The 21,226-nt window shown below is 71.2% G+C and carries 22 protein-coding genes; 16 read left to right on the forward strand and 6 right to left on the reverse strand.

The features are described from left to right. Positions 1-33: 33 nt before the first annotated feature. Positions 34-1,695: an alpha-amylase family protein gene (locus tag ACFC1W_RS09095; protein ID WP_375991244.1), complete on the reverse strand. Its 1,662-nt coding sequence runs from the start codon at positions 1,693-1,695 to the stop codon at positions 34-36. Then, positions 1,692-2,657 carry a TIGR03885 family FMN-dependent LLM class oxidoreductase gene (locus ACFC1W_RS09100; RefSeq protein ID WP_375991246.1) on the reverse strand — a complete coding sequence of 322 codons (966 nt, stop codon included), beginning with the start codon at positions 2,655-2,657 and terminating at the stop codon, positions 1,692-1,694. Before ACFC1W_RS09100 ends, ACFC1W_RS09095 begins: the two co-directional genes overlap by 4 nt. A gap of 134 nt (positions 2,658-2,791) precedes the next feature. Between ACFC1W_RS09100 and ACFC1W_RS09105 the strand changes: the two genes are divergently transcribed. The 5 genes from ACFC1W_RS09105 to ACFC1W_RS09125 all read left to right on the forward strand — a co-directional run bounded on the left by ACFC1W_RS09105 (position 2,792) and on the right by ACFC1W_RS09125 (position 7,044). Further along, positions 2,792-3,127 carry a PadR family transcriptional regulator gene (locus ACFC1W_RS09105; protein ID WP_191763904.1) on the forward strand — a complete coding sequence of 112 codons (336 nt, stop codon included), beginning with the start codon at positions 2,792-2,794 and terminating at the stop codon, positions 3,125-3,127. Between the two features lie 3 nt (positions 3,128-3,130). Further along, positions 3,131-4,093, forward strand: a complete 963-nt coding sequence (locus ACFC1W_RS09110; RefSeq protein WP_375991249.1) for a permease prefix domain 1-containing protein — start codon at positions 3,131-3,133, stop codon at positions 4,091-4,093. 62 nt (positions 4,094-4,155) lie between these two features. Then, positions 4,156-4,956, forward strand: coding sequence for an LLM class F420-dependent oxidoreductase (locus ACFC1W_RS09115; RefSeq protein WP_375991252.1), 801 nt, complete (start codon positions 4,156-4,158; stop codon positions 4,954-4,956). 32 nt (positions 4,957-4,988) lie between these two features. Next, positions 4,989-5,885, forward strand: coding sequence for a 1,4-dihydroxy-2-naphthoyl-CoA synthase (locus tag ACFC1W_RS09120; protein ID WP_375991254.1), 897 nt, complete (start codon positions 4,989-4,991; stop codon positions 5,883-5,885). Between the two features lie 4 nt (positions 5,886-5,889). Next, positions 5,890-7,044 carry an AMP-binding protein gene (locus tag ACFC1W_RS09125; protein ID WP_375991257.1) on the forward strand — a complete coding sequence of 385 codons (1,155 nt, stop codon included), beginning with the start codon at positions 5,890-5,892 and terminating at the stop codon, positions 7,042-7,044. Positions 7,045-7,081: 37 nt separating this feature from the next. Here the strand turns inward: ACFC1W_RS09125 and ACFC1W_RS09130 are convergent, their stop codons facing one another. Next, positions 7,082-7,465, reverse strand: a complete 384-nt coding sequence (locus ACFC1W_RS09130) for a VOC family protein (protein ID WP_375991259.1) — start codon at positions 7,463-7,465, stop codon at positions 7,082-7,084. A gap of 115 nt (positions 7,466-7,580) precedes the next feature. Here ACFC1W_RS09130 and ACFC1W_RS09135 point away from each other — a divergent pair, with 115 nt between their 5' ends. Next, entirely contained in the window at positions 7,581-8,561 is a 981-nt protein-coding gene (locus ACFC1W_RS09135; RefSeq protein WP_375991261.1) for a 1,4-dihydroxy-2-naphthoate polyprenyltransferase, read from the forward strand. 30 nt (positions 8,562-8,591) lie between these two features. On the opposite strand, the gene ACFC1W_RS09140 is transcribed toward ACFC1W_RS09135, so the two are convergent. After that, positions 8,592-8,882 carry a DUF4229 domain-containing protein gene (locus tag ACFC1W_RS09140; RefSeq protein WP_241112050.1) on the reverse strand — a complete coding sequence of 97 codons (291 nt, stop codon included), beginning with the start codon at positions 8,880-8,882 and terminating at the stop codon, positions 8,592-8,594. Between the two features lie 109 nt (positions 8,883-8,991). Here ACFC1W_RS09140 and ACFC1W_RS09145 point away from each other — a divergent pair, with 109 nt between their 5' ends. The 3 genes from ACFC1W_RS09145 to ACFC1W_RS09155 all read left to right on the forward strand — a co-directional run bounded on the left by ACFC1W_RS09145 (position 8,992) and on the right by ACFC1W_RS09155 (position 12,344). Next, a complete protein-coding gene (locus ACFC1W_RS09145; protein ID WP_375991264.1) occupies positions 8,992-9,471 on the forward strand; it encodes a PLD nuclease N-terminal domain-containing protein in 480 nt (159 codons plus the stop codon). Between the two features lie 5 nt (positions 9,472-9,476). Further along, complete coding sequence (gene menD, locus ACFC1W_RS09150; RefSeq protein ID WP_375991481.1) at positions 9,477-11,288, forward strand: 2-succinyl-5-enolpyruvyl-6-hydroxy-3-cyclohexene-1-carboxylic-acid synthase; 1,812 nt, start codon at positions 9,477-9,479, stop codon at positions 11,286-11,288. 192 nt (positions 11,289-11,480) lie between these two features. Next, entirely contained in the window at positions 11,481-12,344 is an 864-nt protein-coding gene (locus tag ACFC1W_RS09155) for a polyphosphate kinase 2 family protein (protein WP_375991267.1), read from the forward strand. A gap of 15 nt (positions 12,345-12,359) precedes the next feature. On the opposite strand, the gene ACFC1W_RS09160 is transcribed toward ACFC1W_RS09155, so the two are convergent. Continuing rightward, entirely contained in the window at positions 12,360-13,124 is a 765-nt protein-coding gene (locus tag ACFC1W_RS09160; RefSeq protein WP_375991269.1) for a class I SAM-dependent methyltransferase, read from the reverse strand. Positions 13,125-13,204: 80 nt separating this feature from the next. Between ACFC1W_RS09160 and ACFC1W_RS09165 the strand changes: the two genes are divergently transcribed. Continuing rightward, a complete protein-coding gene (locus tag ACFC1W_RS09165) occupies positions 13,205-13,558 on the forward strand; it encodes a PadR family transcriptional regulator (RefSeq protein ID WP_375991272.1) in 354 nt (117 codons plus the stop codon). Next, positions 13,555-14,451 carry a permease prefix domain 1-containing protein gene (locus ACFC1W_RS09170; RefSeq protein WP_375991274.1) on the forward strand — a complete coding sequence of 299 codons (897 nt, stop codon included), beginning with the start codon at positions 13,555-13,557 and terminating at the stop codon, positions 14,449-14,451. The genes ACFC1W_RS09165 and ACFC1W_RS09170 overlap by 4 nt, the downstream gene beginning before the upstream one ends. A 191-nt stretch (positions 14,452-14,642) precedes the next feature. On the opposite strand, the gene ACFC1W_RS09175 is transcribed toward ACFC1W_RS09170, so the two are convergent. Continuing rightward, a complete protein-coding gene (locus tag ACFC1W_RS09175) occupies positions 14,643-15,935 on the reverse strand; it encodes an isochorismate synthase MenF (RefSeq protein ID WP_375991276.1) in 1,293 nt (430 codons plus the stop codon). Positions 15,936-15,957: 22 nt separating this feature from the next. On the opposite strand from ACFC1W_RS09175, the gene ACFC1W_RS09180 reads away from it, so the two are divergent. The 5 genes from ACFC1W_RS09180 (at position 15,958) to ACFC1W_RS09200 (ending at position 20,980) form a co-directional block, all read left to right on the forward strand. Continuing rightward, positions 15,958-16,506, forward strand: coding sequence for a DUF402 domain-containing protein (locus ACFC1W_RS09180; protein ID WP_375991279.1), 549 nt, complete (start codon positions 15,958-15,960; stop codon positions 16,504-16,506). 74 nt (positions 16,507-16,580) lie between these two features. After that, entirely contained in the window at positions 16,581-17,327 is a 747-nt protein-coding gene (locus ACFC1W_RS09185; RefSeq protein ID WP_375991282.1) for a demethylmenaquinone methyltransferase, read from the forward strand. A gap of 84 nt (positions 17,328-17,411) precedes the next feature. Beyond that, positions 17,412-18,467 (forward strand): polyprenyl synthetase family protein, encoded by a 1,056-nt coding sequence (locus ACFC1W_RS09190; RefSeq protein WP_375991285.1) that lies wholly within the window; start codon positions 17,412-17,414, stop codon positions 18,465-18,467. Positions 18,468-18,545: 78 nt separating this feature from the next. Continuing rightward, a complete protein-coding gene (locus ACFC1W_RS09195; protein WP_375991287.1) occupies positions 18,546-19,916 on the forward strand; it encodes an FAD-dependent oxidoreductase in 1,371 nt (456 codons plus the stop codon). A gap of 56 nt (positions 19,917-19,972) precedes the next feature. Next, the gene (locus tag ACFC1W_RS09200) at positions 19,973-20,980 is read left to right on the forward strand and encodes an alpha/beta hydrolase (protein WP_375991290.1); all 1,008 of its coding nucleotides are present in this window, start codon (positions 19,973-19,975) and stop codon (positions 20,978-20,980) included. Positions 20,981-21,226: the final 246 nt, after the last annotated feature.

A 21,226-nucleotide genomic window follows, 5' to 3' on the forward strand; every position in this document is an offset into this window, starting at 1 on the left:
CACGGCGCCGCGGCCACGGCAATCACTTTCCGCTCAGCCGAGGCGTCCGTCTCCGGGGCGCGCGACGCGCAGCCACGTCCAGCCGTACGCCGGCAGCTCTATGTCGACGCGCCCGCGGTCGTCGAGCTCGCGACGGTCGGGACCGAAGCGGTCGCTGAGCTGTGTGCCCTCCGGTTCGTCGTCCAGCGTCAGCTGCACGCGGGTCGGCTCCTCGGAGAAGTTGTGCAGTGCGATCATGCGTCCGACGTCGGCCGCGACGGAGTGGGCGAGCACCGCGGGGGCGTCGTGCTCGAGGATCTCGACCTCGCCCCACCCGATCTCGGGCGAGATGCGGTAGCGCGCCGCGAGCCGGCGGATGAACTGCAGCAGCGAGCCCTCGTCGTTGAGCTGAGCCGATGCGTTGACGTGCGCGGGCGCATAGCCGCCTTCGGGCGGCATCGCCGTCAGCCGCGACGGCGGGGCGGTCGAGAAGCCTCCGTTACGGGTGTCGTTCCACTGCATGGGCGTGCGCACGGCCAGGCGGCCCGGGATCTCGGGGTTCTCGCCCATGCCGATCTCCTCGCCGTAGAAGAGCACCGGGGTGCCGGGGAGGGAGAACAGGAGACTGTAGACCATGCGGATGCGGCGCGGGTCGCCGCCGAGCATCGGAGGAAGCCTGCGGGTGATCCCGCGGCCGTAGACGCGCTGCCGTTCGTCGGGGGCGAAGGCCTCGAAGACCTCGTCGCGCTCCTTGTCGGTGAGCTTGTCGAGCGTCAGTTCGTCGTGGTTGCGCACGAAGTTCGCCCACTGCGCCTCGGGCTCGATCGGCGGACGCGAGCGCAGCGCCTTGGCGAGCGGCCGGGGATCGGAGCGGGCCAGCGAGAGATAGAGCGCCTGCATGCCGATGAAGTCGAACTGCAGCGTGAGCTCTTCGCCCTTCCCGGCTCCGAAGTAGTCGAGCTGCTCCTTGTAGGGGAGATTGACCTCGCCCAGCAGCACGGCTTCCTTCGATCGCCGCCGCAGGAAGCGGCGCAGATCCCGGAGGTACTCGTGCGGATCGGCGAAGGCCTCACCTTCGGGCACCTCGAGGAGGAAGGGCACGGCGTCCACGCGGAAGCCCGACACGCCGACCTGGAGCCAGAAGCCGATCGTCTTCGCGATCTCGTCGCGCACCGTGGGGTTGGCGATGTTGAGGTCGGGCTGGTGCTTGTAGAAGCTGTGCAGGTAGTACTGGCCGGTCTTCTCGTCGAGCTCCCACAGCGTGCTCTCCTCGCCCGGGAACACCGCGTTGACGTTGTTCGCCGGCGGTTCGTCGCGCCACACGTAGAAGTCGCGGAACGGCGAGGTCTTCGATCGACGCGCGGCGACGAACCAGGGGTGCTTGTCGCTCGTGTGGTTCACCACGAGGTCGACGATCACCCGGATGCCGTGGTCACGCGCCGTGCGCACCACCTCGACGAGGTCGCCGTGCGTGCCCAGCCGCGGGTCCACGCCGTAGAAGTCGGTCACGTCGTAGCCGTCGTCGCGGTCGGCGGTCGGGTAGAACGGCATGAGCCACAGGCAGGTCACGCCGAGGTCGGCGAGGTAGTCGATGCGCCGGCCGAGGCCGGTGAAGTCACCGATCCCGTCGCCGTTCGAATCGAGGTAGGTCTCGACGTCGAGGCAGTAGACCACGCTGGTCTTCCACCACAGGTCGCTCGTGTCGGTGATCTTCACAGGGTCCTCCGCAGGGCCGGGAGCAGCTCGGACGCGGCGCGGTCGAGGAACGCGTTCTGGTCCTTGCCGACGTGGTGCAGGTAGACGCGGTCGAAGCCGATGCGGGTGAGCTCGGTGATGCGCTCGGCGAGGGAGGCGGCATCCGAGTCCACCAGCACCGCCTTGCGCAGCTCGCCCTCGTCCGGCTCGCCGACCGCGGCGTCGAAGTCCTCGGGCTGGTCGAAGTCCCACGCCTCCGGGGGCCCGATCAGGCCGTTGCGCCATTGATCCTTCGCGAGGGCCAGGGCCGCGGCATCCGTCTCCGCCAGCGACAGATGCACCTGGAGGGTGCACGGTCCGGCGCCTCCGGCGGAGCGGTATGCGTCGACGACGCGGCGCAGCGCAGCCGGCTCCTGCGCGACGGTGGCCAGGCCGTCCACTCGTCCGGCGAGCCATCCGGCGGTCTCGGCGCTGACAGCGGCGCCGAACAACGGGGGAGGCTGATCGGGCAGCGACCAGATGCGCGCGCGGTGCACGCGGACGTGCCCGTCGTGCGAGACCTCGTGCCCCGCGAGCAGGCGCCGGATGATGTCGATCGACTCGTCGAGCCGCGCATTGCGGTCGTCCTTCGAGGGCCACGGGTCGCCGGTGACGTGCTCGTTCATCGCCTCACCGCTGCCGAGCACCGTCCAGAACCGTCCGGGGAACATCTCCTCGAGCGTCGCGATGGCCTGCGCGATCACGACGGGGTGGTAGCGCTGTCCGGGGGCGTTGACGACGCCGAGGGAGAACGAGGTCGAGGCCAGCGCAGCACCGAGCCACGACCAGGCGAAGCCCGACTCGCCCTGCCGCACACCCCACGGCGCCAGGTGGTCGGAGCACATCGCTCCGTCGAAGCCGGCGCGCTCGGCGCCGACGACGGAGGTCAGCAGTGCGCTGGGAGGGAGCTGTTCGTGCGAGGCGTGGTATCCGACGAAGACCATCGTCCGAGTCTCGACGGGGATCCCGCCCTGCTCAAGGCACTTGCGGGCGACAGGAGTGGGTCTCCGCAAACAAGGTGTCATCGCTTACATAGTGCCATTGACGATAGTGTGTGACACACAGTACAGTGTGAGCCATGAGCGAATCCGAGATCCTCGACACGCACCTGCAGGAGCTGCGGCGCGGCACGATCGTGCTGGCCTGCCTCCGCCTGCTCGAGCAGCCGGGGTACGGGTACGGCCTGCTCGAACAGCTCGGGGATCGCGGATTCCCGACGGACGCGAACACCCTGTACCCGCTGCTGCGCCGGCTCGAGAAGCAGGGGCACCTCACGAGCGAGTGGAACACCGACGAGGCCCGGCCCCGCAAGTTCTACCGCACCAGCGCCGCAGGCTCGCGCCTCGCGGCCGCCCTCACCGACGAGTTCCACGCGATCGCCACCGCGATCGACTCCCTTCCGCAGGAGGACTGACACATGGCAATGAAGACGACCCTGACCGACCGATACGTCGCGGCCGCGATGCGCACCGTTCCCGAGGCGCAGCGCGCCGACCTGTCCGCCGAGCTGCGCGGCTCGATCGACGACCAGGTCGAGGCCCGCATCGCCCAGGGCGAGCCGCGGGAGGCGGCCGAGCGTGCGGTCCTGACCGATCTCGGCGACCCCGACAAGCTCGCCGCGGGCTACACCGATCGGCCGCTCTGGCTCATCGGCCCGCGCTATTACCTGACGTGGTGGCGCCTGCTCAAGCTGCTGTGGGCGATCGTGCCGGCGTGCGCTGCGTTCGGCGTCGCACTCGGCCAGACGCTGGCGGGCGAGCCGTTCGGCACCATCGTCGGCAACGTCGTCAGCGTCACGCTGGCTGTCATCGTGCACCTCGCGTTCTGGGTCACGCTGGTGTTCTTCATCGTCGAACGCTCCGAGCGCGCATCAGGATCGGGCATCGTCGAACCCTGGACACCCGACGACCTGCCCGAGCCGAAGGACCGGGGCGCGAGTCTCAGCGACCTGGTCGCGTCGCTGGTCTTCCTGGCGATCGCGGCCGGCGCGATCCTGTGGGACCACTTCGTCGGCGTCGTGTACGCCGCGCCGGAGGGCTGGATGCCCTTCCTCTCGCCGGCGCTGTGGCCCTGGTGGATCGGTGCACTCTTCGTGCTCATGGTCTTCGAGGCGCTGCTGGCCATCTCGGTCTACGCCAAGGGCGGCTGGAACATGGGATCCGCGACCGTGAACCTGTTCCTGAACCTCGTGATCGCCGGCGGTGCGCTGTGGCTGCTCTCGCAGCAGCTGCTGGTCAACCCCGCGCTGTTCCCCACGCTCGTGCCCGAAGACGCCGGCACCGTGACCGCGGTCGTCACCACCGTGTTCGGATTCGGCGTCATCGCGATCGCCGCGTGGGACTCCGTCGACGCGTACCTGAAGGCGTACCGCGCCCGCTGACGCAGGAGAAGGGCGGGTGGGATGCCGGAGCCCCCGGCATCCCACCCGCTTAGGCTTTTCCCATGCCCCTTCTGGACACCCCCGTGCGCCTCGGCGTGCAGCTCGAACCGCAGCACGCCCCCTACTCCGCCTTCCGCGACGCCGTCATCCGGCTCGAGGAGATGGGCGTCGACATCCTCTTCAACTGGGATCACTTCTTCCCCTTGTCGGGCGATCCCGAGGGGATGCACTTCGAGTCGTGGACGATGCTCGCCGCGTGGGCCGAGCAGACCGAGCGGGTCGAGTTCGGGGCGCTGGTCAACTGCAACAGCTACCGCAACCCCGACCTGCAGGCGGACATGGCCCGCACGATCGACCACATCTCGGCCAAGGGCGGCACCGGCCGCTTCATCTTCGCAACCGGCTCGGGCTGGTTCGAGCGCGACTACGACGAGTACGGCTACGAGTTCGGCACCGTAGGCTCGCGCCTCGACGACCTCGCCGACGGGCTCGCCCGCATCGAGGCGCGCTGGCAGAAGCTGAACCCGGCGCCGACCCGGCGGATCCCGGTGATGATCGGCGGCAAGGGCGAGCAGAAGACCCTCCGGCTGGTGGCGCGCCACGCCGACATCTGGCACAGCTTCGTGCGGCCCGACGACCTTGAGCACAAGCTCGACGTGATCGAGCGTTGGGCCGACCGCGAAGGGCGCGACACCTCGGGGCTCGTCGTCTCGAACGAGCTCAAGAGACGCGGCGAGGACGTCGCCGACGAGCTGTATGACGCCGGGGTGCGGCTGTTCACGCTCGGCTTCGGCGGTCCGGACTGGGACTACGACCTCGTGAAGTCGTGGCTGCGGTGGCGTGATGCCAAGAACGGCGGGTGAGCGGCGGCATCCCGCGCTCTAGGCTGGAGCCCATGGTCTCGGAGCTCTTCGACGAAGCCGAGTGGATGCCGGCACCCGGCGCCGACGGCTTCACCGACATCACCTCGCACGTGTCGAAGGACGGGCGCATCGCGCGCATCGCATTCGACCGGCCCGAGGTGCGCAACGCCTTCCGCCCGCACACCGTGGACGAGCTGTACCAGGCGCTCGATACCGCGCGCCAGAACCCGCGGATCGGCGTCATCCTGCTGACCGGCAACGGGCCCAGCCCGAAGGACGGCGGCTGGGCGTTCTGCTCGGGCGGCGACCAACGCATCCGCGGGCGCGACGGCTACAAGTACTCCGAGACCGACACGGTCACCGACCCGGCGCGCGCCGGCCGGCTCCACATCCTCGAGGTGCAGCGGCTCATCCGCTTCATGCCCAAGGTCGTCATCGCCGTGATCCCGGGTTGGGCGGCTGGCGGCGGCCACTCGCTCCACGTGGTGTGCGACATGTCGATCGCGAGCGCCGAGCACGGACGGTTCAAGCAGACGGACGCGGATGTCGGATCCTTCGACGCCGGCTACGGCTCGGCGTACTTCGCCCGGCAGATCGGCCAGAAGTTCGCGCGCGAGGTGTTCTTCCTCGCCGAGGAGTACTCGGCGCAGCGTGCCTACGCGATGGGTGCGGTGAACCGGGTGGTGCCGCACGCCGAGCTCGAGCGCGAGGCGGTCGCGATGGCGCGCACGATCCTCACGAAGTCGCCGACCGCGATCCGCATGCTGAAGTTCGCGTTCAACGCCGTCGACGACGGCCTGGTCGGCCAGCAGGTCTTCGCCGGCGAGGCGACGCGCCTCGCCTACGGCACCGACGAGGGCATCGAAGGACGCGATGCGTTCCTCGAGAAGCGCGAACCCGACTGGGCCCCGTACCCCTGGCAGTACTGAAGCGATGAAGCTCGAGCCCGTCATCGGCGACGACCCCCGCGACATCCTGAGGGCATTGAAGAGCGCACTGCACGGCGCCGGTCCGGCGCTCGGGCTCGGCATGGTCAGCGAGCTGCCCGGCGACGTGCGGCCGGGCACGGCCGTCGTGGTGACGACCTCCGGATCCACCGGCGTGCCCAAGAGCGTGGTGCTCAGCCGCGACGCCCTCACCGCCAGCGCGCTGGCGACGGCGGACCGCGTCGGCGAGGGGGCCTGGCTGCTGGCGCTCCCCGCGAGCTACGTCGCCGGTCTGCAGGTGCTCGTCCGCTCGATCGTCGCCGATCGCGAGCCCGCCGTCCTCAGCGGATCGTTCACCCCCCAGGGGTTCGCGGCCGCCGCGCTGATGATGGCGTCGAGCGACCGAGGCCAGCGCATCCCCACCTACACGTCGCTCGTGCCGGCGCAGCTGTCGCGCCTGCTCGATGCGGCCGAGGACGACAGCACGGTGCTGACCGCCCTCCGATCGTTCGAGACGATCCTCGTCGGCGGGCAGGCACTGCCGCCGGTGACCCTCGAGCGGGCTCAGGCCGCGGGCGCGCGCATCGTCCGCACCTACGGCGCCACCGAGACCTGCGGGGGCTGCGTCTACGACGGCGTGCCGCTCCGCGGCGTGAGCCTGCGGATCATGCGCGGCGAGGCCCAGGTCTCGGGGCCGGTGCTGGCCGAGGGCTACCTCGGTGATCCGGAGCTGACGGATGCCGTGTTCCCCCGTACCCCCGACGGGGCCCGCTGGTACCGCACCGGTGACGCCGGCATCCTCGAAGACGGCGTCCTGCGCGTGCGCGGCCGGATCGACAACGTGATCGTCTCGGGCGGCGTGAACATCTCGCTGGATCGCGTCGAGCGCATCGTGCGCACCGTGCCCGGACTGTCGGGCGCGGTGGTCGTCGGCGTGCCCGACGAGCGCTGGGGCGAGGCATCCGTCGTCGTCGCCATCCGGGGTGAAGTGCTGCGCCGCAGCGAGTCCGTGCAGCTCGAAGAAGCGCGGGCCGCAGTCAAGGACGCGATCGGCCCGCACGCGCGCCCGGCGAGGCTCGTGCTCGTCGACGAGCTGGCGACCCTGCCGTCGGGCAAGCCGGATCGCGAGGCGATCCGACGCGCCGTCGCGTCCCTCCACTGACCCCGTGCCTCGGCCCCGCCGAGCTCGCCGTGCTCGTTCAGTGACCGGGGTAGGGGCCGGTGTCGACCACGCAGAAGCGGTTGCCTTCGGTGTCTTCGAGCACGATCCAGTCGGCGTCGTCGGGGTAGTCGTGCCAGTCGACCTCGCGCGCGCCGAGCGCCAGCAGCCGGCGCACCTCCGCCGCCTGGTCCTCGGCGTAGAGGTCGAGGTGGATACGAGGTGGATAGTGCTGCGGATACCCCGTGACCGAGAGCGCGACGCTCGCACCCGGCGACGCCCAGTCCGCCTTGTCCGGCGGGTCGAGGATGAGCCAGTCGTCGCTCGGCTCGCCCCGGTTCACGTAGCCCAAGGCGCGCCGCCAGAAGTCGCCGGCGCGGGTGATGTCCTCCACCGTCAGCACGATCGTTCCGATGCTCAGCATGGCAGCCAGTGTGCGCCCGCACGACGCGTCCCGCGAGGGGCTTGTGCGTACGCGTGCCCGCAACCCGGCGTCGCCTCGGGGCGGCTCATGGCGGCGCCCTCTAGGATGGCGATTCGTGGCAGGCACCTCCAGCAAGAAGCGCAAGCATCCGGGTCCGAAGAAGCAGCCCTCCCGCGGCAACCCGCAGAAGGCGCGTCAGTCCGGTGATCCCCGCGCCGTCGAGCCGGCCACCGCGCGGGACTGGATCGGCGCGGCCCGCCTGCGCACGCTGCCCCTCGCGGTCAGCCCCGTCATCGTCGGCACCGCGGCGGCGATCCTCGTCGTCGACGTCTTCCACTGGGTGATCGCGCTGTTCTGCCTCATCGTGTCGGTGTCGCTGCAGATCGGCGTCAACTACGCCAACGACTACAGCGACGGCATCCGGGGAACCGACGACCACAGGGTCGGTCCGGCCAGGCTTACGGCGTCGCGAAAGGCGAAGCCCCGCGCGGTGCTGACGGTCGCGCTGGTCTTCTTCGCAATCGCCGCGATCGCCGGGCTGGCGATCACGATCCGCACCCAGCAGTGGTGGTTCCTCGCCGTCGGCGCCGCGTGCATCCACGCCGCGTGGTTCTACACCGGCGGCAAGCGGCCGTACGGCTACTACGGCCTGGGCGAGCTCTTCGTCTTCGTGTTCTTCGGCCTGGTCGCCACGCTCGGCACGACGTGGGTGCAGGCGTTCGCCCTGCCGCAGGAGGCGTGGTGCGGCGCAGTAGCCATCGGGCTGCTGGCGTGTGCCGTGCTCCTCGCGAACAACCTGCGCGACATCGACCAGGACCGCGCCTCGGGCAAGCGCACCCTCACGACCCTCATCGGACGCACGGCCACGCGCTGGCTGTTCACGATCTTCGTGCTCGCGCCGTTCGTGATCGCCGCCTATCTCGCGCTCTTCTATCCGATCGCGTGGCTGTCGCTGCTCGTGCTGCTGGCGGCGCTGCCGGCCATCCTGATCGTCTGGACCTACCGCGACCCGCGTGAACTCGTGGTCGCGCTCGGGCTCACGTCGCTGACCTCGCTCGCTTACGCGGCGTTTCTCGCCTGGGCCCTCATCGGCTGAGCGCCCGTTGAGTGCCGGCGCAGCCCGGGATCAGTCGCCGGAGCGGGACTCGGTCGAGCCGGCCGCGGCATCCTCCGCATCTTCGTCGCTCACCGCTCGCTCCGCGCGCGAACGGTCACGGCGCTCGGCGATGCCTGCGCTCATCTCGTCGAGCGGACGACGCAGGAACAGCATCGACAGGCTCAAGCCGATGAGCGCAGCGAAGATCGCGGCGAGCCAGTAGTACTCGCGCATGATCGGCAGCAGCATCAGCAGGCCGAACGGCACCAGGAACGCGAGGAGCCGCAGCACCGTGTACACGAGGGCGGAGCGGGCTTTCACGGGTCCATCGTAATCGAGCCGGCGGTGCGCTCCGGCGGGGCGGTCCTGCCAGACGACGGTTCGGTCACGACAGGGCCGCGTTCCACGATGCTCGCCTAGGATGGGGAGCATGACACGGGCCCTGCTCATCCTGGCCCTGGTGGCGACGGCTTTCTGGGTCTATACGATCGTGGACTGCGCGGTGCAGCCTCCCACGAGGCACCGCGGTGTGAGCAAGCCGATCTGGATCCTCATCGTCGTGTTCATCCCCGTGCTCGGCGGTGTGCTCTGGCTGCTCGTCGGCCGCACGCGCCGCGCCACGCTCGCCGCACGGCGGGCACCCGACGACGATCCCGAGTTCCTCGGACGCATCGGCGTGGTGAGCGACCAGGACGAGCGCATCCGCCGCCTCGAGGAAGAGCTCGCACAGCTCGACGCCGAGGCCGATGACCCGCGGTGGAGCATCGACGGACCCGACGCCGCAGCCGGACCCGCCACGGCCGACACGTCGCCGACCGCTTCGGCACCGCCGGCCGACGCCCCCGCCGATCCGCCCGTCCGCCCGTCGGACGAAGGTGACGAGCGCGGCCAGCGCGGAGCCGTCAACTGACCGAGATCAGCGGCGGGAGCGGACTCGCCTCCGCCGCCACCGATGCCGCCGCGGCGCTGCTGTGCCGACTGGTCGAACTCGGCGTCGAGCACATCGTGCTCAGCCCGGGATCACGCTCGCAGGCGCTCGCCCTCGTCGCCGCCGAGCTCGAGCGGCGTGGAGCAGCTCGCCTGCATGTGCGCGTGGACGAGCGCGTGGCCGGCTTCACGGCGCTCGGCATCGGACGAGAATCACGCATGCCGGCGGCCGTGGTCTGCACGTCCGGCACCGCCGTCGCGAACCTCATGCCCGCTGCGCTCGAGGCGCACCACGCCGGTGTGCCGCTGCTGCTGCTGACGGCTGACCGGCCTCCCGAGCTGCGCGGTGTCGGCGCGAACCAGACGACACGGCAGCCGGGCATGTTCTCGCCGAGCGTGCGCTACGAGGCCGACCTCCCGGTGCCCGAGGGCTGCGACACCGAGGGCGACGAGGAGCAGAGCGTCATGCTGCGGCGGGTCGCCGAAGAGGCCGTCGCCGCAGCGCTGGGGGCGGGCCTGCGCTCGGCCGGGCCCGTGCACCTCAACCTCCCCTACCGTGAGCCGCTCGCCGGTGACCTGCCCGCGTGGTTCGGCGTGCCGACCGCGGAACTCGCGTCGACCGCCGGCGACGACCCCGACGGTCCACCTGCTCCCGACCAGGCGGCAGAGGACGAGGCATCCGGTGCGCTCTATCAGGGCGGTGGCGGGATCGGCGTCTCGGACGTGCCCGATGATCCCGAGGAGCAGCCGTTCGTCGTCGTGCGCGGACCGCGCACGGTCGTCGTCGCCGGATCGGACGCCGGCCCCGACGCCGAGGTGCTCGCGCATGCGGGCGGGTGGCCGCTCATCGCCGAGATCGTCAGCGGGGCTCGCTTCGGCCGGTACCTCGTCCACGGCTACCGCGCGCTGCTGCGGGATCCCGAGCTCGGCGGCCGCGTGGAGCGCGCGATCGTGCTCGGCCATCCGACCCTCAGCCGCGAGGTGGCAGCGCTCCTCTCCGACCCCGCGGTCGAGGTCATCGCGCTGCGCGGCCCGGGCGAGCCGCTCAACCTCAACGGTGCCACGACCGCGGTCGACACCGTCGCCGTCGCGACCGGCGACGCCGACCGGGAATGGCTCGGCGCCTGGCTGCACGCGTCGCGCGAGGCATCCGTCGATCTCGCTCCGCCGCCTCCCGACGCCGAGGGGCTCACGTCCGCGGTGCCGCAGGAACGCCTCGGCGCGATCGCCGCCGAGCTGGCGGCGGCGCGCGCACCGATCGACCGGGCCGTGCTCGCCGACGCGGTATGGCGCGCGACCTGGCCGCACGACCGGCTGATGTTCGGCTCATCCCGCCTGGTGCGCGTCGCCGACGACCTCCTCGGTGGCAAGAAGGTGCCGGTGCATGCCAACCGGGGTCTCGCCGGCATCGACGGCACGGTCGCGACGGCGACGGGCATCGCGATCGCGAGTCAGACCGCCGGGCGTCCCGGCGTCACGCGCGTGCTGCTCGGCGACCTCGCGCTGCTGCACGACGTCGGTGCGCTGCTCCTCCCACCCGGCGAGACCGAGCCGCGCATCCAGGTCATCGTCGGCAACGACGGCGGCGGCACGATCTTCGACGGTCTCGAGGTCGCCGGAGTCGCCGGTGCGGACGCGATGGACCGCGTGCTGTACACGCCGCACTCGGTGCGACTCGAGCACCTCGCGCTCGCGTACGGCTGGGAGTACCAGCGCGTGACGACCCGCACTGCGCTCGACCAGGCGCTCACCGCACCCGCCGGCGGGCGGCAGCTCATCGAAGTCCCGCTCGCGCGGTAGCGCGGCATCCGCTCGCCGCTCTTCCGCACCCCCGGTTCGCGTGACTCCGGCAGGAGACGCGCCGCGCCGGCGACGGTTCGCGTGACACCGGCAGGAGACGCGCCGCGGCCGGCGGTCGCCGCTCGCGCCCCGCGCGGCGTGTCTCCTGAATCGGGCACGCGCGCACCCGGCCGGGGTCGGCATGATGGGCACATGATCGCGAAGAGTCAGAAGCACTGGTCGGGCGATGTCGCAGACATGCTCCGCGTACGAGAGGGCTTCGTGCTCGCCGACGTGGACGCGCAGGCCACGCCGGGATACGAGGAGGGCAAGGTGCAGGCGGCCGAGGACCTGGCGGCGGGCTCGATGCAGCTCGACGAGTACCAGGAGCGCCTCTACGCCCGCAGCCGCGTCGATGCGACGAACGCCGCCGTGCTGCTCGTGCTGCAGGCGATGGACTCCGCCGGCAAGGGCGGGATCGTGCGTCACGTCGTGGGCTCGGTCGACCCGCAGGGCGTATCGATCACCGCGTTCAAGAAGCCGACGCCCGAGGAACTCGAGCACGACTTCCTCTGGCGCGTCGCGAAGCGGGTGCCCGAGCCGGGCATCATCGGCGTCTTCGACCGGTCGCACTACGAGGACGTTCTGATCGGCAGAGTGCGCGAACTCGCCCCGCACGAGGAGATCGAGCGGCGCTACGGCGCGATCAACACGTTCGAGGAACAGCTCGCCGGCAGCGGGACCCGCGTGGTCAAGGTGATGCTGCACATCTCGTCGGACGAGCAGAAGGCGAGGCTGACCGAGCGGCTCGACCGCCCCGACAAGCACTGGAAGTACAACCCCGGCGACGTCGACGAGCGCCAGCTGTGGCCGCAGTACATGGACGCCTACCAGCAGGTGTTCGAGCGTACGTCGACCGATCACGCGCCTTGGTTCGTTGTGCCCGCGAACCGCAAGTGGTACGCGCGCCTCGCGGTGCAGCACCTGCTGCTCGAAGCACTCGAGGCGATCGACCCGCAGTGGCCGAAGGCGGACTTCGACGTTGAGGCCGAGAAGAAGCGGCTTGCGCTGACCTGACTGAGCGACGCGCGCTCAACGCGGCGCCACGCCCCGCGCCGCCCAGGCGGTGGCCGTCACGGTGAACGGCCCGGCGGGCATCGACTCGACGCACCGCTCGCGCACGAGCGAGCGCTGTTCCGCTGACAGCGCCTGCAGCTGCCTGCCGGCGGGGGAGACCCCGAGCGTGTACGGCTCCCACCACTCGTCGAACCCGGTGAAGTCGACGGCGACGGACAGCTCGGATTCCTCGACCTCGGTGCAGCCGGCGCCCCGCAGGAGCGCGACCAGGTCGCCGGACGCGGCGCCCATGCGGTCGGTCTCGTCGTCGATGCCGTCGACCACCGCCGACAGCGCCGAGAAGAACGCCGACTGCGGTGCGCGCCGCCCCGGGAAGTCCCACACGCAGGCCGCCACGACACCGCCGGGGCGGGTGACGCGCACCATCTCGCGGGCGCCGGCCGCGGCATCCGTCATGAAATGCACCACCAGTGACGCGACCGCGGCGTCGAACGTGTCGTCCTCGAACGGCAGCGCCTCGGCCGTGCCGTGCCGTACGTCCGCCCACGGGTGCCGGTCGTGCGCCGCCGCGACGAAGCTCTCGGACGGATCCACACCCGCGACCTCGTCGGGGCCGAACCGTCGCGACAGCACCGCGAGCAGCGCGCCCGGACCGCAACCGACGTCGAGCGCGCGGCCGTGCTCGGGCAGTCGCGCCCATTCGGCGAAGCTCTCGGCCAGCGGCGCGGAGTAGCGCCCCATGAACCGGTCGTAGGCATCCGCCGCCACATCGAACGACATGCCCGCAGTCTAGGACGAGGGTGGTGGATCGGACATAGAAGCGTGTTGCATCGAGTACTTGATCTGATATAGTACCCGACATGGCAAAGGACGATGCGTTCGCAGCAGACCTGCTGCGCGGCCACACCGACACGATCGTGCTCGGCGTGCTCCGGCGGGGCGACCGGTACGGGTTCGAGATCTACAAGACGATCCGCGACGCGACCGGTGGCGACCACGAGATCAAGGAAGCCACCCTCTACGCCACGTATCGCCGCCTCGAGAAGGACGGACTCGTGGAGTCGTACTGGGGCGACGAGACGCAGGGCGGCCGCCGGAAGTACTACCGCATCACCGACGCCGGCCGCGCGGTCTTCAGCAACAACGTCACGGCGTGGAACGCCACCCGCCGCATCATCGACTCGCTCCTCGACGTGAAGGGCACGGAGAAATGACAGAGAACACAGACATCCACCGCCTTCTCGACGAAGCGTTCCGGAGCATCGACATGACCGCCGACGCGCAGGATCTCAAGGAGGAGATGCGTGCCAACCTTCTCGCACGCGCCGCCGAACTGGAGGAGGCGGGCAGCACGCCCGCCGATGCCGCTCGACGGGCGGTCGCGGAGTTGGGTGACGTGCGTGATCTGGTCGCCGAGTCGACGGATGCCGCAGCCACGACGCCGCGCGAGGACTACGCGGCCCTGCAGCAGCGCCACCGGGTGAAGCCCAAGGTCGGCTATGTCGTGCGCGCCGTGGTCTGGTCGCTCGCCGCGATCGTCGGCGTCGTGCTCGGCGTGCTCGGAGCGACCGGGGTCCTCCCGCTCGTCGCCGGGCCCCTCATCGGACTCTTCGGCATGGCGTCGACCGGACTCGGACTCCTCGTCGGCGATACCCTCGCGCAGGAGACCACGACGAACCACCCGATGCCCGAGAACCGGGCCGGCGGCTTCGCCGGCGCGACGTTCCTCGCCGCCTACGGCGTGGCGTTCGGATTCCTGGTCGCCGTCGGCGCGCTGCCGGTCTGGTGCGTCGTCTTCGCCGCGCTCGGCGTGATCGCGTCGATCATCCTGTTCGCCTTCCTGGGGGCGAGCCAGACCAACCGGCACAAGGCGTGGACGCGCCAGGCGCTCGCCCGCGAGCCCGCGAACCGATTCGAGCGCGAGCCCGAGACCGCGGCGCGCTTCGGCCTCTACACCGTCGCGATCTGGATCGTCACCTTCGCCGTCATCGCAGTGCTCGTCTTCACCGTGGGCTGGTGGTGGGCGCCCCTGGCGTTCGCCGGCGGCTTCGCGGTCATGATGCTCGTCCTCGCACGCATGCTCTTCGCCTCCGACCGGATGTCCTGACCCCGGGCGCCGGGGGTGCGGCGGGCGCGGGTGCGGGGTGGCGCGGCGGGCGTGTGCGCAGAATCGGATGCCGCGGCCGCCACGCCGGGCCGGTGAGCACGCGCCCCGGCGTGTCGTCACGATCTCCGATGTTGCGACGGACGGACGGACGGACGGTCGGGCGTCACGCCGGGCCCCGCCCGGCCCCGGCCTCAGGCGAGGGCGTCGACGATCGGGCGGAACTTCACCCGGGTCTCGAGCAGCTCGGTCTCGGGGTCGCTGCCCGCCACGATCCCGGCGCCGGCGTGCGCGACGACGGGGATGGTGTCGCTGTACTCGGCGAAGCGCCGCGCCGGCTCCGCGCCGATCTGCGCGCACCGCAGCGCGATCGCCCACTCGCCGTCGCCGTGGGCGTCGACCCAGCCGACCGGGCCGGCGTAGCGGCGGCGGTCGAACGGCTCGAGCCGGCGGATGAGCTCGAGTGCGGCATCCGTCGGCGTCCCCGCCACCGCCGCGGTCGGGTGAAGCGCCGCGACGAGGTCGAGCGCGGAGGCGTGGTCGGCGATCTCGCCGGCCACGTCGGTCGCGAGGTGCCAGAGGTTGGGCAGCTCGAGCGCGAACGGCTCATCGTCGGCGCGGACGGAGCTGACGTGCGGCGCCAGCGCATCGAGCACGCTCTGCACGGCGAACTGGTGCTCGTCGAGGTCCTTGCCGCTGTGCGAGAGGCGGAAGGATGCCGCGGCGTCGTCGTCTGCGTCGGCGCCGCGCGGGAACGTCCCCGCCAGCACGCGGGCCGTGACCTCGCCGCCCGACACGGTCACGAGCGTCTCGGGGCTCGCGCCGATGAGGCCGTCGACCGCGAAGGTCCAGGTGTCGAGATAGCCGGTCGACAGCGCGCGCACGAGCCGGCGAAGGTCGGAGCCGGCGGGAACGGTTCCCACCAGGTCGCGGGCGAGCACGACCTTGTCGACCTCGCCGGCGGCGATGGCGTCGAGCCCGGCGCGCACGGCGGCCTGGTAGCCCTCGGGGTCGAGCGCGCCCGGCCCGAGGGTGGCCGACCAGTACGGACCGTAGGGCACGGGCTCGGCCGGCGGCTCGGGCAGCTCGGTGTCCGACCAGCGGATGCGGGTCATCCACGAGCGTCCGTCGCGCCGTCCGACGACGAGCTGGGGGATGATCAGGCGGCTGGACGCCTGCGAGCGGGCGTCGAACACGAGGGTGCCGAAGGCGACGAGGCCGGTTCCATGCAGTCCGATCGGGTCATCGATCTCGGCATGGGCGCAGAGTCCGCGCCACCAGTCGGCCGGGCTCGGCTGCCCGGCCCCGGGAAGCGCCCCCGGCAGGCCGGTCTCGTAGCCGCCGACCGTGCCGATGCCGACGATGCCCTCGCCGCGCCGCAGCCAGGCGAGCGGGGACCCCGGATCGGTGTACGACAGCAGATCGTCGACGGTCGCGATCTCACGGGTCTCGACCACCAGCTTCGGCGGGCGGAGCGAAGAGGTCACACGTCAAGCCTAGACTCGCCCCGTGACCGACGACGCCGTCTCCGCACGTCCCGCCCCGGGCACCCGGCTGCTGTTCCGCTGGCGCAAATGGGACGGCGGGCCGCACTGGGTGCACGAGTGCGTCTACCTCGGCCGCGACCGCTGGGGCGACTGGTTCGGCCAGCTGCCCGGGTGGGACAGCTCGCGGCCCGGCAGGGTGTTCGAGCCGCAGCATCCGAATGTCACCCTCCTCCCGCCCAGCGGCGACTTCGCCTATACGCACAATGCCGCTCCCCACCGCACCCGCATCTACATCGACATCGCCTGGGACCTCCGCTGGCAGCACGGCGAGCCCACCGGCATCGACATGGACCTCGACGTCGTCGACCACGTCGACCGCGGCGTCTACATCGACGATCAGGACGAATGGGACGAGCACCGCGTCGCGTACGGCTACCCGCTCGACGTCGTCGTGCGCCTCGAAGCGCTCGCCGCCGACCTCGAGACGCGCGTCCTCGGACGCATCCCGCCCTTCGACGACGCCACGGCCGAGGTGTGGCTGACCCGACTGGCGGAGCTCGGCCTCCAGTGACCTGACCCGACTGGCGGAGCTCGGCCTCCGGTGACCCCGGGCGCCGTGCCCGGCTCGCCGCCTAGACTCGACGGGTGGCATCGCACCCCTCCGAGCACGAGCCGAATCGCGCCGACCTGCATAAGGACCCGTCGCGCGTGAGCGGCATGTTCGACCAGGTGGCGCCGGCGTACGACCGCACCAACACCGTGCTGAGCATGGGCAACGACCGCTTCTGGCGGGCGGCGACCACGCGGGCCGTCGCGCCGCGGCGGGGTCAGCGCATCCTCGACCTCGCGGCCGGCACCGGTGCCTCGAGTGTCGCGCTCGCTCGCAGCGGCGCGAGCGTCGTCGCCGCCGACTTCTCGCCGGGGATGATCGCGGAAGGACGCCGGCGGCACGGCGGCATCCCGAATCTGACCTTCGTCGAGGCGGACGCGACCGACCTGCCGTTCGACGACGACGGGTTCGACGCGGTCACGATGTCGTTCGGGCTGCGCAACGTGAACGAGCCGAAGAAGGCGCTCGCCGAGCTGCTGCGCGTGACCCGACCCGGCGGCCGCCTCGTGATCTGCGAGTTCTCGCACCCGCCGTCGCCGGTCTTCAACGGTCTCTACCGCTTCTACAACGACCGCGTGCTGCCGGTGGTCGCCAAGACCGTGAGCTCGAACGCCGACGCGTACGACTACCTCAACGAGTCGATCCGCGACTGGCCGGATCAGCGCACGCTGTCGGCGTGGATCCGCAAGGCGGGGTGGACGGATGTCGCGCACCGCAACCTCTCGATGGGCATCGTCGCCCTGCACCGCGCCACCAAGCCGCTCGTCGCCCCCGGTCGGTGAGCGGGGGACGCGAGACAAGCATCCCCGGCCGCCGTGGGGGACCGCGCGGACCGAGGCGAATCGCAGCCCCGGTAGGCTGGGCGTGTGACTCCCTCAGCGCCGGGCTCGCGCATCGCGGGCAAGCTGGGCCTCACCGACCGTGTCTTCGCGGGGCCGAGGTCCCGCAAGCTCCTCTCCGCGGTCGAGGCGGGCCTGAAGCGTGTGGACCACGCGCTCGAGCGCGAACTGCGCGTAGCGGACTCGCTCGCCGACGCCACCAGCCGCTACCTCTACGAGGCCGGTGGGAAGCGCGTGCGCCCGATGCTCGCCCTCCTCACCGCTCAGCTCGGCGACGGCGCGACCGAGCGCGTCATCGACGGTGCGACCGCGCTCGAGATGACGCACCTCGGCTCGCTGTATCACGACGACGTGATGGATGCCGCGGACAAGCGCCGCGGAGTCCCCAGCGCGCACGCGATCTGGGGCAACAGCATCGCCATCCTCACCGGCGACATCCTGTTCTCGCGTGCGAGCCAGATCATGGCCCGGTACGGCGACGATGCCATCAAGCTCCAGGCCGACACGTTCGAACGTCTGGTGCTCGGCCAGATGCACGAGACGGTCGGTCCGCAGGAGGGCGACGACCCGGTCGACTTCTACCTGCAGGTGCTGTCCGACAAGACGGGCTCACTCATCGCCGCGGCCGCGCAGGCGGGCGTGATCTTCTCGAACGGCCCCACCGAGTTCGAGGCGCCGATGGTGACCTTCGGCGAGAAGGCCGGTGTCGCCTTCCAGCTGCTCGACGACGTCATCGACCTCTCGGCCGACCCCGACGAGACCGGCAAGGTGCCCGGCACCGACCTGCGCGCCGGTGTGCCGACGATGCCGTACCTCGTGCTCGGGCAGCGCACCGACGCCGGCTCCGTCGCCCTGCGCGCGCAGATCGACGACGGCGTCGCGCGCATCTCCGACGGCGCCGACCCGGCGATCCTCGACGATGCGCTCGCGGAGCTCCGCGACCACGAGGCCACGCAGGCCACGCTCGATCTCGCGAACGCGTGGTCGCGCGAGGCCGTCGACGCGCTCACCCCCCTCCCCGACGGCCCGGTGCGCGAGGCGCTGACGCGCTTCGCGCAGGCTGTGGCCGACCGCTCGAGCTGAGGCGCCGACCCGGCAGTCCACCTCACCTGGTTTGTCGAGCAGCGGCGGCGCCGCGACTCGAGACACGAAAGGACCACCATGACGAAGCTCCGACTGGCGATCGTCGGCGCGGGCCCGGCCGGCATCTACGCGGCCGACATCCTGCTGAAGGCCGAGCGCAAGTTCGATGTCTCGATCGACCTCTTCGAGCAGCTCCCCGCCCCGTACGGCCTGGTCCGCTACGGCGTGGCCCCCGACCACCCGCGCATCAAGGGCATCATCACGGCCCTCCGCGAGGTGCTCGACCGCGGTGACATCCGTCTCTTCGGCAACGTGCGCTTCGGCGAGGACATCACCCTCGAAGACCTCAAGCACCACTACAACGCCGTGATCTTCGCCACGGGCGCCGTGCGCGACACCGATCTCGACATCCCCGGAATCGACGCCGTGGGGTCGTACGGCGCCGCTGACTTCGTGAGCTGGTTCGACGGCCACCCCGACGTGCCGCGCGAGTGGCCGCTCGACGCCGAATCGGTCGCCGTGATCGGCAACGGCAACGTGGCACTCGACATCGCGCGCATGCTGGCCAAGCACGCCGAAGACCTGCTGCCGACCGAGATCCCCGACAACGTCCACGCCGGCCTCGCGGCGAGCCCCGTCACCGACGTGCACATCTTCGGTCGCCGCGGTCCCGCGCAGGTGAAGTTCACGCCGCTCGAGCTGCGCGAGCTCGGCGAGCTGCGCGACGTCGACATGGTCGTCTACGACGAGGACTTCGACTACGACGAGGCGTCGAGGACGGCGATCGCCAGCAACAAGCAGGTCATGGTCATCGATCGCGTGCTGCAGTCGTGGCGCCAGCGCCCTTCGGTGAACAACGCCGGGGGAGAGGCATCCCGCCGCCTGCATCTGCACTTCTACGCGAAGCCCCTGGAGGTCGTGAAGGATGCCGACGGCCGCGTCAGCGCGTTCCGGTACGAGCGCACGCGGCCCGACGGCGAGGGCGGCGTGGTCGGTACCGGCGAGATCCGCGAGGTGGGGATCCAGGCGATCTATCGCGCCGTCGGCTACTTCGGCTCGCCGCTGCCCGGCGTGCCGTTCGACAAGCGCCACGGCGTGATCCCGAACCACGAGGGCCAGGTGCTGCGACGCGAATCGAACGAGCGCGTGCCCGGCGTCTACGCGACCGGTTGGATCAAGCGCGGCCCGGTCGGCCTCATCGGTCACACGAAGTCCGATGCGATGGAGACGATCCGCCACCTCATCAACGACCAGGGGTCGTGGTGGCAGCCGGCCGATCCGTCGGAAGACGCGATCCCTGCGCTGCTCGCGTCGCGTGGCGTGATCTGGACCGACCTCGACGGCTGGCATCGCCTCGACTCCCACGAGGTCGCGCTCGGTGCCCCGCACGGTCGTGCCCGCATCAAGGTCGTCCCCCGCGACGAGATGGTCACGATCTCGCGCGACTGACGGCCGCCCGGGTCGCGGGTTCCTCCAGCCGGCGCGCGGCTGGATAGGCTCGCGTCATGGCGGGCCAGTGGCAGACCGACGTGCTCGGGGAGCCGTTCGAGCAGTTCACGCTCGATCTCGGCCTCGACGAGGAAGACGGACCGCTCGCGGCGAGCCTCGTGCGCCTCCTGCCCAATCCCGTCGTGGCCGTGCTGCAGCCGCTCCGCGACGTCGACGTGCTGTACGTGCACGGCTGGTCGGACTTCTTCTTCCAGGCCGAGCTCGCGCGCTTCTGGACCGGGCTCGGCGCGCGCTTCCACGCCCTCGACCTTCGTCGCTACGGCCGCAGCCTCCGTGCCGGGAACTCGCCCGGCTACATCGATGCGCTCGACGACTACGACGTCGACATCGAGGCGGCGCTCACGGTGATGGGACAGGGGACGGATGCCGCGCCCCGCCGCCGGCTCGTACTCGTCGGCCACTCGACGGGCGGCCTCACGCTCACGCTCTGGGCGGCCCGGCATCCGGGCCGGGCGAGTGCGGTGGTTCTGAACAGCCCGTGGCTCGAGTTCCAGTTCGGGGCGGTGGGTCGGCAGGCGATCGCGCCGCTCGTGAACGCGCGGGCGCGGTTCGATCCGCGGGGCAACCAGCCCGCGGTCGACCTCGGCTTCTACACGCGAGCGCTGACAGAGCTCGGCGTCCTGCCGCTCGCCGTCGACCATCCCGACTGGCGGCCCGAACGAGGCTTCCCCACACGGCCGGCGTGGCTGGCGGCGATCCTGGACGGGCACCGGCGGATCGCGGCAGGCGTCGACGTCGGGTGCCCGGCGCTCGTCCTCCTCTCATCCCGGTCGACGCCGCCGCTTGCGTGGAACGAGGCGATGACGACGTCGGACTCGGTGCTCGTGGTGGACGACATCGCCAAGAGCGCGACGCGGATCGGGCGGCTCGTCACGATCGCGCGGATCCCGGATGCCGTCCACGACGTGTTCCTCTCAGGACCGGCGGCGCGTGCGGAGGCGTACCGGGTCCTGCGGCGGTGGGTCGTCGACGCCGTCGGACGCGGCATCCGTCCTCTTGTCTGACTGCGAGAGCGGGGTCGTCCGCAGCGGCCGGTGGTTCGACCACGCTGTGCGATAGGTCCAGAAGCCGTAGGCCATGAAGCACGCGACGAGCACCAGGGCAACGAGGATGCCGGTGGCGATCGCCCATCCCAGATGGTGATGCGGGTGAGCACCTCGCTCTGCGCGGTGCCGCGGGCGGCGAGCAGTCCCCAGTGCTCGGTCGCGAGGATCTGCGCGCGCCGACCCAGGGCGGCGTCGGACTCCGCG

Origin of the sequence: Microbacterium sp. NPDC056003 (assembly GCF_042274785.1) — a bacterium.
Lineage (GTDB): Bacteria > Actinomycetota > Actinomycetes > Actinomycetales > Microbacteriaceae > Microbacterium.